17 protein-coding genes and 1 riboswitch are annotated in these 14,649 nt (G+C 65.8%); of the genes, 10 read left to right on the top strand and 7 right to left on the bottom strand.

Annotated features, from left to right (window positions below):
* On the top strand, window positions 1-216 hold a 216-nt coding region (locus tag Q8814_RS18965; protein WP_330153541.1), incomplete at its 5' end, for a DUF3017 domain-containing protein.
* Window positions 217-243: 27 nt separating this feature from the next.
* Here Q8814_RS18965 and metX read toward each other — a convergent pair.
* Window positions 244-1,371, bottom strand: a complete 1,128-nt coding sequence (metX, locus tag Q8814_RS18960) for a homoserine O-acetyltransferase MetX (protein ID WP_330153540.1) — start codon at window positions 1,369-1,371, stop codon at window positions 244-246.
* A gap of 169 nt (window positions 1,372-1,540) precedes the next feature.
* A riboswitch (SAM riboswitch) is annotated at window positions 1,541-1,655 on the bottom strand.
* Between the two features lie 269 nt (window positions 1,656-1,924).
* Between metX and Q8814_RS18955 the strand changes: the two genes are divergently transcribed.
* Window positions 1,925-3,142 carry an NADP-dependent isocitrate dehydrogenase gene (locus Q8814_RS18955; RefSeq protein WP_330153539.1) on the top strand — a complete coding sequence of 406 codons (1,218 nt, stop codon included), beginning with the start codon at window positions 1,925-1,927 and terminating at the stop codon, window positions 3,140-3,142.
* Window positions 3,143-3,246: 104 nt separating this feature from the next.
* Here the strand turns inward: Q8814_RS18955 and Q8814_RS18950 are convergent, their stop codons facing one another.
* Window positions 3,247-3,774 (bottom strand): hypothetical protein, encoded by a 528-nt coding sequence (locus Q8814_RS18950; RefSeq protein WP_330153538.1) that lies wholly within the window; start codon window positions 3,772-3,774, stop codon window positions 3,247-3,249.
* A 240-nt stretch (window positions 3,775-4,014) separates the two neighbouring features.
* On the opposite strand from Q8814_RS18950, the gene Q8814_RS18945 reads away from it, so the two are divergent.
* The 5 genes from Q8814_RS18945 (at window position 4,015) to Q8814_RS18925 (ending at window position 8,504) form a co-directional block, all read left to right on the top strand.
* Window positions 4,015-4,818 carry an exodeoxyribonuclease III gene (locus Q8814_RS18945; RefSeq protein WP_330153537.1) on the top strand — a complete coding sequence of 268 codons (804 nt, stop codon included), beginning with the start codon at window positions 4,015-4,017 and terminating at the stop codon, window positions 4,816-4,818.
* A gap of 74 nt (window positions 4,819-4,892) precedes the next feature.
* Window positions 4,893-5,945, top strand: a complete 1,053-nt coding sequence (trpS, locus tag Q8814_RS18940; RefSeq protein ID WP_330153536.1) for a tryptophan--tRNA ligase — start codon at window positions 4,893-4,895, stop codon at window positions 5,943-5,945.
* Between the two features lie 16 nt (window positions 5,946-5,961).
* Window positions 5,962-6,993, top strand: coding sequence for an inner membrane protein YhjD (yhjD, locus tag Q8814_RS18935; RefSeq protein ID WP_330153535.1), 1,032 nt, complete (start codon window positions 5,962-5,964; stop codon window positions 6,991-6,993).
* Between the two features lie 90 nt (window positions 6,994-7,083).
* Window positions 7,084-7,311 carry a LapA family protein gene (locus tag Q8814_RS18930; RefSeq protein WP_330153534.1) on the top strand — a complete coding sequence of 76 codons (228 nt, stop codon included), beginning with the start codon at window positions 7,084-7,086 and terminating at the stop codon, window positions 7,309-7,311.
* A gap of 152 nt (window positions 7,312-7,463) precedes the next feature.
* Window positions 7,464-8,504, top strand: a complete 1,041-nt coding sequence (locus Q8814_RS18925; RefSeq protein ID WP_330153533.1) for an NAD(P)-dependent alcohol dehydrogenase — start codon at window positions 7,464-7,466, stop codon at window positions 8,502-8,504.
* Window positions 8,505-8,516: 12 nt separating this feature from the next.
* Here the strand turns inward: Q8814_RS18925 and Q8814_RS18920 are convergent, their stop codons facing one another.
* The gene (locus Q8814_RS18920) at window positions 8,517-9,041 is read right to left on the bottom strand and encodes a winged helix-turn-helix transcriptional regulator (RefSeq protein WP_330153532.1); all 525 of its coding nucleotides are present in this window, start codon (window positions 9,039-9,041) and stop codon (window positions 8,517-8,519) included.
* A gap of 111 nt (window positions 9,042-9,152) precedes the next feature.
* Between Q8814_RS18920 and Q8814_RS18915 the strand changes: the two genes are divergently transcribed.
* Window positions 9,153-9,881, top strand: coding sequence for an acyl-CoA thioesterase (locus tag Q8814_RS18915; RefSeq protein ID WP_330153531.1), 729 nt, complete (start codon window positions 9,153-9,155; stop codon window positions 9,879-9,881).
* 69 nt (window positions 9,882-9,950) lie between these two features.
* On the opposite strand, the gene Q8814_RS18910 is transcribed toward Q8814_RS18915, so the two are convergent.
* The 4 genes from Q8814_RS18910 to sdhC are packed head-to-tail and all read right to left on the bottom strand — an operon-like array spanning window position 9,951 to window position 13,343.
* Window positions 9,951-10,730: a succinate dehydrogenase iron-sulfur subunit gene (locus Q8814_RS18910; protein ID WP_330153530.1), complete on the bottom strand. Its 780-nt coding sequence runs from the start codon at window positions 10,728-10,730 to the stop codon at window positions 9,951-9,953.
* Window positions 10,730-12,481, bottom strand: coding sequence for a succinate dehydrogenase flavoprotein subunit (gene sdhA, locus Q8814_RS18905; RefSeq protein WP_330153529.1), 1,752 nt, complete (start codon window positions 12,479-12,481; stop codon window positions 10,730-10,732). The genes Q8814_RS18910 and sdhA overlap by 1 nt, the downstream gene beginning before the upstream one ends.
* A gap of 15 nt (window positions 12,482-12,496) precedes the next feature.
* On the bottom strand, window positions 12,497-12,937 hold the full coding sequence (locus Q8814_RS18900; protein ID WP_330153528.1) for a succinate dehydrogenase hydrophobic membrane anchor subunit: 441 nt from the start codon (window positions 12,935-12,937) through the stop codon (window positions 12,497-12,499).
* A gap of 1 nt (window position 12,938) precedes the next feature.
* Window positions 12,939-13,343, bottom strand: a complete 405-nt coding sequence (gene sdhC, locus Q8814_RS18895; RefSeq protein ID WP_330153527.1) for a succinate dehydrogenase, cytochrome b556 subunit — start codon at window positions 13,341-13,343, stop codon at window positions 12,939-12,941.
* Window positions 13,344-13,596: 253 nt separating this feature from the next.
* Here sdhC and Q8814_RS18890 point away from each other — a divergent pair, with 253 nt between their 5' ends.
* Together Q8814_RS18890 and Q8814_RS18885 are read left to right on the top strand one after the other, a co-directional pair.
* Window positions 13,597-14,013 (top strand): cytidine deaminase, encoded by a 417-nt coding sequence (locus Q8814_RS18890; protein WP_330153526.1) that lies wholly within the window; start codon window positions 13,597-13,599, stop codon window positions 14,011-14,013.
* On the top strand, window positions 14,006-14,649 hold a 644-nt coding region (locus tag Q8814_RS18885; RefSeq protein WP_330153525.1), incomplete at its 3' end, for a thymidine phosphorylase. The genes Q8814_RS18890 and Q8814_RS18885, both read left to right, overlap by 8 nt.

Here is a 14,649-nt window from a genome sequence, read left to right as displayed (position 1 = left end):
GCGGTGGTTCTCGTACTCGCCGACAGGTGGCGACGTGGCGCGTTCGTGTTCGGCGCTGCCACGATGCTCGCCGGTGTTATGCGCTGGGCCCTGGATCCGGACCAGGTCGGAGTTCTCGCGGTGCGCAGCAAGGGTTTCGACGTCGCCGCGATGCTCGTGGTCGGTGGGATGATCGTCACGCTGGCCGCGTCGATCGATCCCCTCGGCACGGACTAGGACCGGCCGGCCGACCCGGCCGGCCGGTCAGGACTTCGCGAGTTCCATCAGTTCGAGGAGCAGTTCCGCCACGGCGTCTGCCTCGGTGAGGAAACCGTCGTGTCCGTCGCGCGACTGGAGGACGCGCAGCACATCGCAGCCCGGTAGGCCGTCGGCGATCTCCTGCTGCAGCCGCAGCGGATACAGCCGATCCGAGTCCACACCCGCGACGATGGTCGGTACCGGGGTGCTGCCGAGTGCTGCCGCGATCCCGCCGCGACCGCGTCCGACGTCGTGCCGGTTCATGGCGTCGCTGAGAACGACGTAGGTGCCCGGATCGAACCGGGCCACCAACTTCGTGGCCTGGTGATCGAGGTAGCTCTGCACGGCGTAGCGCCCGCCGAGCCACGGATCCTCGTCGCCCTGGCTGTCGTTGGAGAAGCGGGAATCGAGTTCCTCTTCGCTGCGGTACGACAGGTGGGCCATCCGCCGTGCGATACCCAGTCCGGCCTCGGGCCGGCGGCCCGTGCCGTAGTAGTCGCCGCCCTGCCAATCCGGATCGTTGGCGATCGCGGCGATCTGGGTGGTCTGGATTCCGATCTGGTCGGCCGTGGCGCGGGCGCCGACAGCCAGAACCAGCGCGGACCGGATCCGCGTGGGGTGGGAAACGATCCACTCGAGTGTGCGCATGCCACCCATGGACCCGCCGGTCACGGCCGCGAGCGTATCGATTCCCAGGGCGTCGACGAACGCAAGTTCGGCGGCGATCTGGTCGCGGATCGTGATGCGCGGGAAACGTGAGCCCCAGGCCTTGCCGTCGGGCGCGGGGCTGCCCGGTCCGGTGGTGCCGCGGCAACCGCCGAGCACGTTGGTGGAGACGACGCACCACCGGTCGGTGTCGATGGGGGCGCCCGGCCCGACCATTCCGCTCCACCAACCGGGCGACGGGTGATCCGGCCCGGCCGGCCCGGTGACGTGCGAGTCGCCGGTGAGCGCGTGTTCGACGAGGACCACGTTGTCGCGGGTGGGGGAGAGCGCGCCCCAACGCTGGACGGCGATCGTCACGTTCGGGAGGATCTCGCCGTTCTCGAGCTCGAGAGAGCCGATGTCGACCGTGCCGAGGCGGCCGTCTTCGGAGGGGAGTTCGACGTGACGCCGCTCGGTATCGGCCGTCAAGACGCGACCGCCTCGAGGTCGTTCGCGTCGCGGGCGAGGCGGGTGTCGGTGGGGCGACTGCTCATGGGCAGGCAGCTATCGGTGTCGCTCATCGTGTCCTTAGGGCCATGGTCCGGGGGCGGCGGGTGTCCAGCGTTAGTCGCGACAGCTCATCATTTCAAACCTCCCAGAAGCCGGCTTGCCGTCGGCGCTACACCGACGACCGTGTCCTCACCCGGAGCACCCCACCCTGGCTGGAGGGTTGCCGACCAGCAAGCCGGGGCTTGACGCTGGCACTCATGACCTCGTCGGGCAGTCTAGCGGCTGAGCGCCGAGTCGCGGCAATCGCCCTCGAGAGCCTCCTGACCAGCATCAAGTTACCGGTCGGTAGGGAATGGTGGATGGTATTGCCGCTTTGCGGACCGATCGAATAGCAGTACGCTTGTCTTGTTTGGCCGCTGTTCGGACGTGGACAGGGCCATGCTCGGCCGCGGCCGAGCAGACCGCGATCGCACTCACGAAGTGCGGTCGATTGGGGACCGATGTAAACGTCCTAGGAGGACACGAAGCGCATATGTCCAAGATCAAGGTTGAGGGTAAAGTCGTCGAACTCGACGGCGACGAGATGACCCGCATCATCTGGCAGTTCATCAAAGACAAACTGGTCCATCCCTACCTGGATGTGGATCTCGAATACTACGACCTGGGCATCGAGAACCGCGACGCCACCGACGACCAGGTCACCATCGACTCCGCGAACGCCATCAAGAAGCACGGCGTCGGCGTCAAGTGCGCGACCATCACGCCCGACGAGGCACGCGTCGAAGAGTTCGGTCTCAAGAAGATGTGGCGGTCGCCCAACGGCACCATCCGCAACATCCTCGGTGGCACCATCTTCCGTGCACCCATCATCATCTCGAACGTGCCGCGCCTGGTGCCCGGCTGGACCAAGCCGGTCATCGTCGGCCGTCACGCGTTCGGCGACCAGTACCGCGCCACCGACTTCAAGGTCGACCGTCCGGGCACCGTGACGATCACCTTCACCCCGGAGGACGGCAGCGAGCCGATCCAGCACGAGGTGTGCCGGATTCCCGAAGACGGCGGCGTCGTCATGGGCATGTACAACTACAAGAAGTCCATCCAGGACTTCGCGCGTGCTTCGCTGGCCTACGGCCTGCAGCAGAACTACCCGGTCTACCTGTCGACCAAGAACACGATCCTCAAGGCCTACGACGGCATGTTCAAGGACGAGTTCCAGCGGATCTACGAGGAAGAGTTCAAGGCGGAGTTCGATGCCGCCGGGCTCACCTACGAGCATCGCCTGATCGACGACATGGTTGCCTCCTCGCTCAAGTGGGAGGGTGGCTACGTCTGGGCCTGCAAGAACTACGACGGCGACGTCCAGTCCGACACGGTCGCGCAGGGCTACGGCTCGCTCGGCCTGATGACGTCGGTCCTCATGACACCGGACGGCAGGACCGTCGAGGCCGAGGCCGCCCACGGCACCGTCACCCGGCACTACCGCCAGCATCAGCAGGGTAAGCCGACGTCGACCAACCCGATCGCGTCGATCTTCGCCTGGACCCGTGGCCTCGAGCACCGCGGCAAGCTCGACAACACCCCCGAGGTGATCGAGTTCGCGCAGTCCCTCGAAGATGTCGTCATCAAGACCGTCGAAGCCGGCCAGATGACCAAGGACCTCGCGCTGCTCGTCGGCCCCGAGCAGTCCTGGCTCACCACCGAGGAATTCCTCGGCGCGCTGGACGAGAACCTGCAGAAGGCTCGCGCCTGACGTAATCGAGTACCCGCGGACGGGACGCCTCCATCAGGAGGCGTCCCGTCCGTCGTTCGCGCCGGGTTTCGCCGGGGGTGCTCCGTGCGCCAGGGGTGGTGTGGTCAGAACAGGCCGGCAGAGCCGCTGACGATGGGATTGCAGCCACTGATCTGCGTGTGGTACCAATCGCCGTTGCCGCGGTCGGACCCTTCGGGGCCGAGGATCATCCGGTAGTGGACGGTGTGATTGTCGGCGAGGGGGTCGGGCAGCGTCGGGAGCATGTCGAGGGTGCCGAGCTTGACGTTGTAGTTGGCGGTGACGGGGGCACGCTTGGTGGTGTAGCCCCCCTCGGGGAAGATCGGTGCCTCGGCCTCGGAGTTCAAGCCGGCCCGGCGACCGGTGGGGCCGGTACCGAAGTCCTCTCCGGTGGCTACTTCGTTGTCGATGCGGAAGTCGATCTCGTAGCCGGTGCTGTTGGTTGCGTTGACGATGGTGAAGTCGACCGAGCAATTGCTGTTGCCTTCGGCCCAGAACTGAACCGGTCCGGTGGTCTTCCCGTGGTCGTCGGCGGCGGCGACGCCGGTGGCGAAGCCGATGCCGGTGCCGGCAGCGAGTGCGATGACGAGCAGACGTCGGGTGACTGGGTGCATGGTCTCTCCTTCGAGCGGGACTACAACATCCGTGTGTCCGCTGGGTGGTTCGACACACACCGACGTCGGATTCGGAATGTGCTTTCTGTCGCCTGCCCGTCGACTCTTTATACCGGTGATCCCGTCCCGCAACGCGACTTTCGTAGAAAGCCAACGGAATACAGCCGGTATGATGACGGGCGGTGCTCAGCAACGCGGTGGGCAGGTAGTGGGCGGTGGGACATCGGATACGGTGACCGCGTGCCCCACATCATCTCCACCGTGAACGTCAACGGCGTCCGCGCCGCCGCCGGCAAAGGCCTGCTCGCGTGGCTCGCTGCAACTCCCGCGGACATCGTGTGCCTGCAGGAGGTCCGCGCGACCGCGCAACAGTTCCACGCCGCGATCGCGCCGGCACTCGATGCGGGCTGGCACGTGGTGTCCACCGAGGCCGCCGCGAAAGGGCGTGCGGGGGTCGCGGTCCTGTCCCGGGTCCCGTCCGATGCGCATCGCGTCGGCTTCGGCGACGACGAGTTCCTCGACACCGGCCGATACATCGAGGCCGACTTCGGGAACCTCACCGTCGGGAGTCTGTACCTGCCCACCGGCGAGGCCGAGACCCCCAAGCAGGTCGAGAAGGAACGTTTCATGAAGTCGTTCGCGAAGCACCTGGGTGACAGCGCCGAAAGTGTGATCGCCGCGGACCGGGACATGCTGGTGTGCGGCGACTGGAACATCGCCCACACCGAGCGCGACATCAAGAACTGGAAGGGCAACGTCAAGAAGTCCGGTTTTCTTCCGAGCGAGCGGGAGTGGGTCGGCGATCTCCTCGGGAGCGGGCAGTGGCGCGATGTGGTGCGGGACGTCCACGGTGACGTCGCCGGCCCGTATTCGTGGTGGTCGTACCGTGGTAAGGCGTTCGACACCGATGCGGGATGGCGCATCGACTACCACCTCGTCACCCCCGCGCTCGCCGCGCGGGTGACCGACGCCCGCGTCGAACGTGCCGCCACCTACGCGGAGCGATGGTCCGATCATGCCCCCGTGACGGTGTCCTTCCGCTGACCCGACGCGAGACCCCGGCGTGGTTGCCGACCTCGGTTCGGTCCAGGAAATCGATGCGTGAAATTATCGAGGTCATGTCGAGCACTGCAGAGCAGAACACCACAGCGCAGGACCCGCGACCGGTCGCCCGGCCGAGGGTGCTGTCGGGCATTCAGCCCACCTCCGATTCGTTCCATCTCGGGAACTTCCTCGGTGCGTTGCAGCAGTGGGTCGGTCTGCAGGACGAATTCGACGCGTACTACTTCATCCCCGACCTGCACGCGATCACCGTGCCGCACGTGCCCAAGGAACTCCGCGCCCGCACTCTCCGTTCGGCGGCGCAGCTGCTCGCGATCGGTATCGACCCCGAGCGGTCGGTGCTGTTCGTGCAGAGCCAGGTGCCCGAGCATGCCGAGCTGTCGTGGGTTCTGAACTGCATCACCGGTTTCGGTGAAGCGGGACGCATGACCCAGTTCAAGGACAAGTCCGCCAAGCAGGGCTCCGAGCACGCGACCGTCGGCCTGTTCACGTATCCGGTGCTCATGGCAGCAGACATCCTGCTGTATCGCGCGCAGCGGGTTCCCGTGGGGGAGGATCAGCGGCAACACCTCGAACTGACCCGCGATCTGGCGCAGCGCTTCAACAAGCGCTTCGGTAAATCGTTCGTCGTACCCGAACCGCACATCGTCAAGGGCACGTCGAAGATCTACGATCTGCAGGATCCGACAGCGAAGATGAGCAAGTCCGCTGCGACGCCGGCCGGTCTGATCAATCTCCTCGACGACCCGAAGGTCTCCGCGAAGAAGATCAAGTCGGCGGTCACCGACAACGAGCGTGAAATCCGGTACGACCCCGAAAACAAGGCGGGCGTGAGCAACCTGCTCACCATCCAGTCGGCACTGTCGGGCCGCAGCATCGACGAACTCGTCGCGGGATACGAGGGCAAGGGCTACGGCGACCTGAAGAACGACACCGCCGAGGTGCTCGCCGAGTTCGTGACGCCACTGCGCGCGAAGGTCGACGAATTCCTCGGCGACGAGGCGGAGCTGCTGCGGATCCTGTCGAACGGTGCCGACCGGGCGCGAGAAGTCGCCTCCCGGACGCTTGCGCAGGTCTATGACAAGGTGGGATTCCTACCGCGGAAGTAGCCAGAAGGAGTGCCGAGTGGCCGGTGAGCAGGACGTCGACAAGCCCGGTTTTCTCGAACGTCAGCGCGCTGCCCGGCCCTGGCTCGACCATATCCTCCGGTCGGCCTCGCGCTATCAGGAGCACATGGGCGACTACTACGCCGCCGGCCTGACCTACTTCACCGTGCTCGCGCTCGTCCCCATCATCATGCTGGCGTTCTCGATCGCCGGCTTCGTGCTCGCCGGTCGTCCCGAGCTCCTCGACGAGCTGCGCGACGGCATCGCCCAGAACATCCCCGGTGAACTCGGCGTTACCGTTCAGCAGCTGATCGACTCGGCGATCGACTCTCGAGGCGCGGTGGGCATCGTCGGTCTGTTCACCGCGTCGTATGCGGGTCTCAGCTGGATGGCGAACCTGCGCGACGCGCTGACCGCGATGTGGGATCACCCACGCGAGAAGGGCAACTTCGCCGTCGCCAAACTCCGAGACGGTGGCGCACTGCTCGGTCTCGGTGCGGCGATGATCGTTTCCCTCGGCCTCTCGGCCATCAGCAGCGGATCGCTCATGCGGCGCATCGTCGAGCGGCTCGGTCTCGAGAACCTACTGGGAATCGGTGTGGCCCTGCGGATCGCGGCGCTGGCTATCGCGGTCCTCGGGACGAGTGCCGTGTTCACCTGGGTCATCGCCCGGTTACCCCGAGAGCCCGTCACGTTCCGCAGCGCGATCCGGGCGGGCATCCTCGCGGGGATCGGCTTCGAGATACTCAAGCAGCTCGGGTCGGTCTACCTCGATGTGGTTCTGGTCAGTCCTGCCGGTGTCGCGTTCGGCCCCATCCTGGGCGTGCTCGTCTTCGCGAACCTCACGGCGCGCCTCGTGTTGTTCTCGACGGCGTTCGCGGCGTCGTCGCGCGAGAATCTGGCCCTCGCTCACGTGCCGGCGCCGGATTCTGCGGTCATCACACCGAGGCTCGAGGTCCACGAAGGGCCCGGGATGCGGCGCGGGCTCGCGCTGCTCGGCGCGGGGGTCGTGGGCGGCGTTCTCGCAGGACTGCGGTTGCGCCGCAGGTGACGGGCGGCCGGTTCGGACGAAAACCCCGGTTCTGCGGGCAATTCCGGATCGCGTGGCTCACGATGTCTTCGTGAGAAAGAAGGCAATGTCATGAAAACACGCGGATCCGGCAAGACGCCCAGCTCGTTCCGACTGTCACTCCGCACGATCATCGCAGCCGTCCTGGTCCTGCTCGCGGTGCTGTTCATTGCGCAGAACCGGAACAGCACAAGGATCGAACTGTTCTGGTTCTCGGTGCAGGCGCCGCTATGGTTCGTTCTCGTCCTCATCTTCGTGGTCGGCTGGGTGGCGGGCTTCCTCTTCGAGCGCGGACGGTAGCCCAGGTAACGGCCGTCGCTCCAGCGGTGGGCCTGCGGGAACGCGCGTGCGATGTAACCGGCAGTGAGGGCCACAGGCATCAAGGGTGAACTCCGGGTGCCGATCTCGTGACACGGCCCCTCGTGCCGGCATCCCCGACGTACAGTCTGGCCATGAAAGCGCTCCAGTACACCGCACTCGGTGCCGAACCCGCCGTCGTCGACATTCCCACTCCGAAACCGGGGCCGGGGGAGATCCTGCTGAAGGTCACCGCGGCGGGAATGTGCCACTCGGACATCTTCGTCATGGACCTGCCCGAGGAAGCGTATGTCTACGGGCTCCCGCTGACCCTCGGGCACGAGGGCGCCGGGACGGTTGCCGAACTCGGTGCGGGAGTCGACGACTACGCCGTGGGCGACGCGGTCGCCGTGTACGGGCCGTGGGGGTGCGGTAGCTGCCACGCCTGCTCGCTCGGCCGCGAGAACTACTGCGTGCGCGCGGCGGACCTCGCGATCACTCCGCCGGGGCTCGGTTCGCCCGGGTCGATGGCCGAGTACATGATTGTCGACTCGGCCCGGCATCTGTTTCCCATCGGCGATCTAGATCCGGTCGTGGCTGCACCGCTCACCGATGCCGGACTGACGCCGTACCACGCGATCAGCCGCGTGTTACCCCTACTCGGCCCGGGCTCGACGGCAGTGGTCGTCGGTGTCGGCGGCCTCGGGCATGTCGGGATCCAGATCCTGCGGGCCATCACGGCCGCCCGGATCATCGCGGTCGATCTCGACGAGGAGCGGTTGACGCTCGCGCGGGAGGTCGGAGCGGACGAGGCGATCCGATCCGATGCGAACGCAGCCGCCGCGATCCGGGAATCGACGGGGGGTGAGGGCGCCACCGTGGTATTCGATTTCGTCGGGGCCCAGTCCACCATCGACATGGCGCAGCAGGTCGTCGCGATCGACGGGCACATCTCGATCGTCGGGATCCATGCCGGGGCGCACGCGAAGGTCGGGTTCTTCCTCGTTCCGTTCGGCGCCTCGGTTGTCACGCCCTACTGGGGCACCCGGACCGAGTTGATGGAGGTAATCGCACTGGCCCGCGCCGGCAAACTCGACATCCACACCGAAGCGTTCGCCCTCGACGACGGACCCGCCGCATACCGGCGTCTTCGCGAGGGCAGCATCCTGGGACGGGGCGTCGTCGTTCCCAAGTGACGTGCCCGGCGTTCACTCCTCGGACGCGGAATGCTCCAGTGAGTCGTGGGCCTGCTCCTCGGTGAACTTCGGGACGACCCGGAGTTCACCGAGCGAGACCGGGCGGCCCGACCGGCTGCGTATTTCGACGCTCACCGGTTCGCCGGTCGAGTCGTCCGCGAGTCCGAGCGGACCTCCCCGTTCGCCCTGCAGGTACTTGTCGCCCCACTGCATCAGCGCGAGGACGGCCGGTAGCAGATCTCGCCCCTTCTCGGTGAGCACATACTCGTGCCGGGTGCGCTGCCCCGGTTCCTTGTAGGGCCGGCGTTCGAACAGGCCCTCCGCCGTCAATTCCCGTAGCCGTGCGGCCGCGACCGCCTCGGTGATTCCGACGCGTTCCGCGAACTGATCGAAACGGGTGGTGCCATAGTAGGCCTCGCGCAGGATCAGCATTGCCGATCGGGTTCCTACCACGTCCATCGCCTTGGCGATGGAGCAGCGGGTGGGGCGCCACGCGTCCCGATCCGAGAGGAAGCCGTCGAGCCGTGCCGGTCGCATGTCTCGAGTTTACGGACTGACTTGTGAAATCCATAGCCAGGGTTCACAATTCTGACTATACAAATCAATAGTCAGCTGTCGAGTCGCCCTTCGCAGTCAGGAGACCACGTCATGACCACGACAATCGATCCGTCGCTCACCCGGTTCGACCACACCTGGCGCGCCTTCGACGGAATCCACGGGGGACTGGTGCTCGCTTCGATGCTGCGGTCCGCCGCCGTCGAGACCGGTGCCGTCCCCATCGCCGCAACCGCACACTTCTACTCGCCGGTGCGTCCGGGGCGGGTCCGGCCGATAGTGCGGTCCGCGGGACGACCTTCCGCAGTGCAAGTCTCGATCGGCGATGCCGCGACCGCATTGGTTCGTTTGTCGCGCACCGTCGGTGAGGCCGAGTACACGCCGAGGATCGAGGTCGATACCGATCCGAATCAGCTTGATCCGCTGGATATTCCGGTTGACTTCGTGCCCTTTTCGCAGCATCTGGACATCCGGCCGATCAACGCGGCCCGCCCCTTCGCCGGAGGGTCGGATCCGGAGTTCGACGTCTGGATCCGGCTCCGTCCGGCCCTGGAGATCACCGGGGTCGAACGCGCCGCGATCCTGCTCGACGCGCTGCCACCGGGGTTGTTCGCGACCCGCACGACGCCCGTGCCGATCCCGACCGTGGAATTGACGACACACTTCGCTCCCGGTGCGCACACGTCCCACGGACCGTGGCATCGGTTGCGGCACCGGACCGTGTGGGCGACATCGGACCGGTGCGTCGACGAGGCCGAACTGTTCACCGCCGATGGCCAACTCGCCGCCCAGGCACGGCAGTCGCGCCGCGTCCTGCGCTAGGGGGAGACCCGGCAACGCAGAACGCGGGCCCTGCCCCGAGGGGGCCGGACCCGCGTTCTGCGAGGGTGATCAGCGAGCGAACATCAGTGCGCGCTTGACTTCCTGGATGGCCTTGGTGACCTGGATACCGCGCGGGCACGCGTCGGTGCAGTTGAAGGTCGTGCGGCAGCGCCACACGCCCTCCTTGTCGTTGAGGATGTCCAGGCGCTCTGAAGCGGCCTCGTCGCGCGAATCGAAGATGAACCGGTGCGCGTTGACGATGGCGGCGGGACCGAAGTAGCTGCCGTCACTCCAGTACACGGGGCACGAGGTGGTGCAGCACGCGCACAGGATGCACTTGGTGGTGTCGTCGAAGCGAGCACGGTCGGCCTGCGACTGGATGCGCTCGCGGGTCGGTTCGTTACCCGACGCGATGAGGAACGGCTTGACGGCGCGGAATGCGTCGAAGAACGGCTCCATGTCGACGACGAGGTCCTTCTCGACCGGCAGACCCTTGATGGGCTCGACGGTGACGGTGACCGGCTTGCCGTCCTTGGGCAGCATGTCCTTCATCAGGATCTTGCAGGCCAGACGGTTGACGCCGTTGATCCGCATGGCGTCGGAGCCACACACACCGTGCGCGCAGCTGCGGCGGAACGTGAGGGTGCCGTCGAGGTAGCCCTTCACGTACAGCAGCAGGTTGAGCATCCGGTCGCTGGGCAGCGCGGGCACCTGGAACGAATCCCAGTGCTGTCCCTTGCCGTCCTCCGGGTTGAACCGCGCGATCTTGAGCGTGACCATGACGGCACCCTCGGGAACGGACGGCAGGTCCGTAGCGGAGACGTTTTCGTTCTTTTCGAGAGTTGTCATCAGTACTTACGCTCCATGGGCTCGTACCGGGTCTGGACCACCGGCTTGTAGTCCAGGCGGATGTCGGAGATCAGATCCTCGCCCACCTTGTACGCCATGGTGTGCTGGAGGAAATTCGCGTCGTCACGCGTCGGGTAGTCCTCGCGGGCATGGCCGCCGCGCGATTCCTTCCGGTTGAGTGCACCGACGACGGTCACCTCGGCCATCTCGAGCAGGAACCCGAGCTCGACCGCTTCGAGCAGGTCGCTGTTGTAGCGCTTGCCCTTGTCGTGGACCGTGATTTCCTTGTAGCGCTTCTTCAGCTCGTGGACGTCGTTGAGCGCCCGGGTGAGCGTCTCCTCGGTGCGGAACACCGAGGCATTGTTGTCCATGGTCTGCTGCAGATCGCGACGGATGTCGGCGACGCGTTCCTTGCCGCCTGCGTGCAGGATCCGGTCGAGCCACTCGACGACGTACTTCGCGGGATCTTCCGGCAGATCGACGTGATCGTTGGTGCTCGCGTAGTCGGCGGCGGCGATGCCGGCGCGACGACCGAACACGTTGATGTCGAGCAGCGAGTTGGTGCCGAGACGGTTGGCGCCGTGCACGGACACGCAGGCGCATTCGCCGGCGGCGTACAGGCCCGGGACGACGTTGTCGTTGTCGCGGAGCACTTCGCCCTGCACGTTGGTCGGGATACCGCCCATGAGGTAGTGGCACGTCGGGTACACCGGGACGAGCTCGGTGACCGGGTCGACCCCGAGGTAGGTGCGGGAGAACTCGGTGATGTCCGGGAGCTTCTCTTCGAGCACGTCGGCGCCGAGGTGGGTCACGTCGATGTAGACGTAATCCTTGTCCGGTCCGGCACCGCGGCCTTCGAGCACCTCGAGCACCATCGACCGGGCGACGATGTCGCGCGGCGCGAGGTCCTTGATGGTGGGGGCGTAGCGCTCCATGAAGCGCTCACCGTCCGCGTTGCGGAGGATGCCGCCCTCGCCGCGCACGGCTTCCGAGATGAGGATGCCGAGGCCGGCCAGGCCTGTCGGATGGAACTGGTGGAATTCCATGTCCTCGAGCGGCAGGCCCTTGCGGAAGATGATGCCGAGGCCGTCACCGGTGAGGGTGTGGGCGTTGGACGTCGTCTTGTACATGCGGCCGCTGCCGCCGGTGGCGAACACGATCGACTTCGCGTGGAAGATGTGGATCTCACCGGTCGCGAGCTCGTACGCGATGACGCCGGTCGCGACCGGACCGTCCTCGGTCTGGGTCATCGCGATGTCGAGTGCGTAGAACTCGTTGAAGAACTCGACGTCGTGCTTGACGCAGTTCTGGTAGAGCGTCTGCAGGATCATGTGACCGGTGCGGTCGGCGGCGTAGCAGGCGCGGCGGACCGGCGCCTTGCCGTGGTCACGGGTGTGACCGCCGAACCGGCGCTGGTCGATCTTGCCTTCGGGCGTCCGGTTGAACGGCAGACCCATCTTCTCGAGATCGAGCACCGCGTCGATGGCCTCTTTGGCCATGATCTCGGCAGCGTCCTGGTCGACGAGGTAGTCGCCGCCCTTGACGGTGTCGAAGGTGTGCCATTCCCAGTTGTCTTCTTCGACGTTCGCGAGCGCCGCGCACATTCCACCCTGGGCAGCACCGGTGTGGCTGCGGGTCGGGTAGAGCTTGGTCAGTACCGCCGTGCGGACGCGCGGGCCGGCTTCGATGGCCGCGCGCATTCCGGCGCCGCCGGCGCCGACGATGACCACGTCATAACGATGTTCCTGCATGAAGTCTTGGCTCCCCTAGCTCGCAACGATGTTGGGGTCGAAGGTGAAGATCACATAGGTGCCCAGGCCCATGATCAGGATCATCGACACGACCAGAATCGTGTTGAGCCAGAACCGGGTGGAGTCCTTACGTGAGTAGTCCGCAATGACGGTGCGCAGGCCGTTACCACCGTGCAGCTGCGCGAGCCAGAGCATCGACAGATCCCAGACCTGCCAGAACGGGCTGGACCAGCGTCCGGCGACGAACGCGAAGTTGATGCGGTGCACGCCCTCGTCGAGCATCAGCATGATGAAGAGGTGGCCGAGCACGAGGATGATCAGTGCGAGGCCGGACAGGCGCATGAACAGCCACGCGTAGAGCTCGAAGTTGTTCTTCGAGACGCGGCGAGGGGAGCGCGGGTTGTCGAGGCTGGCAGGACGGTCGTACGTCGTGCCGAGAGACTTTGCTTCGGTCATGTCAGTGCCCCGCAAACATGTTGTAGAAGATGCGTCCGGCGGCGGGGATCATCACCACGAACCAGATCGCGAGAATCGTCCAGAGCATGACCCGCTGGTACTTCGGGCCCTTGGCCCAGAAGTCGACGAGCATGACCCGCAGACCGTTCAGTGCGTGGTAGAGCACCATCGCGACGAGACCGATCTCCATGAGACCGACCACGGGATTCTTGTAGGTGTCGATGACACTGTCGTAGGTCTCGGGATTGACCCGGACGAGTGCCGTGTCGAGGACGTGGACGAATAGGAAGAAGAACGTCGCCACGCCTGTGATCCGGTGCAAAACCCAGGACCACATTCCGGGGTCTCCCCGGTATAGCGACCGTGTGCGCCCCGGCGCGGGGACGGCTTCAGTCGTGCTGCTCATCGAGTGCTGTGCCTCCAACGTCAATGGTGGACGCGTCGAGCCGCTCTTATCTGTGGGGGATTCCGCAGCACGGGCCCGACGTGAACCTGAACCGACTTGATCAGACTCTAAACCCAACTCAAACCGGGGAACTAATCTCCGTCGCGATTCGTACGGGCTCCAAATCTCAAGTTAGGTTTGCCTTTCCAACTGTGATCATGCCCGTCGGGGGTGGTGAAACGTGGAATGCGCCACCGTGACAGGATGGGCAACCATGCCGGACGTAGAGTGGAAAACCTTGCGCGACAAAGCACATGACGTGATGAGCCGTGCATACGCGCCCTATTCGAACTTCCCGGTGGGGGCCGCTGCCCTCACGGTCGACGGACGGATCGTGAGCGGTTGCAATGTGGAAAATGTCTCACACGGTATAGGTCTTTGTGCCGAATGCGTACTCGTCGGTAACTTGATCTCGGGTGGTGGCGGGCGTTTACGCGCCGTCGCGGTATGCAACAAACTGGGCGAGATCCTCATGCCCTGCGGCCGCTGCCGGCAGCTCTTGCTCGAGCACGGTGGCCGGGAACTGCTCGTCGATGCGCCCGGAGGTCCGCGGACGATGGGCGAGCTGCTGCCCGACGCGTTCGGGCCCGGCGACCTCGACGCGGTGACCGAGGGAGGCCCTCGTGGCTGACATCGTCTCGGTCATTCGCAGCAAACGCGACGGTCACGAACTCACCGGCAGTGAGATCGACTGGGTGATCGAGGCGTTCACCCACGGCATCGTCACCGACGAGCAGATGGCTGCGCTCGCGATGGCCGTGTACTTCCGGGGGATGAGCCGCGCCGAGACCGCGCGCTGGACCACCGCGATGATCGACTCGGGCCGCAGGCTCGACTTCACGGGGCTGGGTATCCGCACCGTCGACAAGCATTCCACCGGAGGCGTCGGCGACAAGATCACGCTGCCGCTCGCACCGCTCGTCGCGGCGTGCGGGGTCTCGGTGCCGCAGTTGTCCGGCCGCGGCCTCGGGCATACGGGCGGAACGCTCGACAAGCTCGAGTCGATCGCCGGCTGGCGCGCCGATCTCAGCACGGTCGAGATGGCCCAGATTCTCACCGACCCCGCTGTCGGCGCCGTCGTGTGCGCCGCGGGCTCCGACCTGGCGCCCGCCGACCGCAAGCTCTACGCCCTGCGCGACGTCACCGGCACCGTCGAGTCCATTCCCCTGATCGCGAGCTCCATCATGAGCAAGAAGCTCGCGGAGGGAACGGGCGCGCTCGTCCTCGACGTCAAGGTGGGCAGCGGCGCCTTCATGAAGNATCTCGG

It is taken from the genome of Rhodococcus chondri (assembly GCF_036327435.1).
Lineage (GTDB): Bacteria > Actinomycetota > Actinomycetes > Mycobacteriales > Mycobacteriaceae > Rhodococcus > Rhodococcus chondri.
The sequence above is the reverse complement of the archived record's forward strand: the minus strand, read 5'-3'. Positions and strand labels throughout refer to the sequence as shown.

Bases quoted from the DNA above. Each gene is read 5' to 3' on its own strand.
- Q8814_RS18955 (WP_330153539.1), top strand. From the start codon at position 1,925: ATGTCCAAGATCAAGGTTGAGGGTAAAGTCGTCGAACTCGACGGCGAC.
- Q8814_RS18950 (WP_330153538.1), bottom strand. From the start codon at position 3,774: ATGCACCCAGTCACCCGACGTCTGCTCGTCATCGCACTCGCTGCCGGC.
- trpS (WP_330153536.1), top strand. From the start codon at position 4,893: ATGTCGAGCACTGCAGAGCAGAACACCACAGCGCAGGACCCGCGACCG.
- Q8814_RS18930 (WP_330153534.1), top strand. From the start codon at position 7,084: ATGAAAACACGCGGATCCGGCAAGACGCCCAGCTCGTTCCGACTGTCA.
- Q8814_RS18925 (WP_330153533.1), top strand. From the start codon at position 7,464: ATGAAAGCGCTCCAGTACACCGCACTCGGTGCCGAACCCGCCGTCGTC.
- Q8814_RS18920 (WP_330153532.1), bottom strand. From the start codon at position 9,041: ATGCGACCGGCACGGCTCGACGGCTTCCTCTCGGATCGGGACGCGTGG.
- Q8814_RS18915 (WP_330153531.1), top strand. From the start codon at position 9,153: ATGACCACGACAATCGATCCGTCGCTCACCCGGTTCGACCACACCTGG.
- Q8814_RS18910 (WP_330153530.1), bottom strand. From the start codon at position 10,730: ATGACAACTCTCGAAAAGAACGAAAACGTCTCCGCTACGGACCTGCCG.
- sdhA (WP_330153529.1), bottom strand. From the start codon at position 12,481: ATGCAGGAACATCGTTATGACGTGGTCATCGTCGGCGCCGGCGGCGCC.
- Q8814_RS18900 (WP_330153528.1), bottom strand. From the start codon at position 12,937: ATGACCGAAGCAAAGTCTCTCGGCACGACGTACGACCGTCCTGCCAGC.
- sdhC (WP_330153527.1), bottom strand. From the start codon at position 13,343: ATGAGCAGCACGACTGAAGCCGTCCCCGCGCCGGGGCGCACACGGTCG.
- Q8814_RS18890 (WP_330153526.1), top strand. From the start codon at position 13,597: ATGCCGGACGTAGAGTGGAAAACCTTGCGCGACAAAGCACATGACGTG.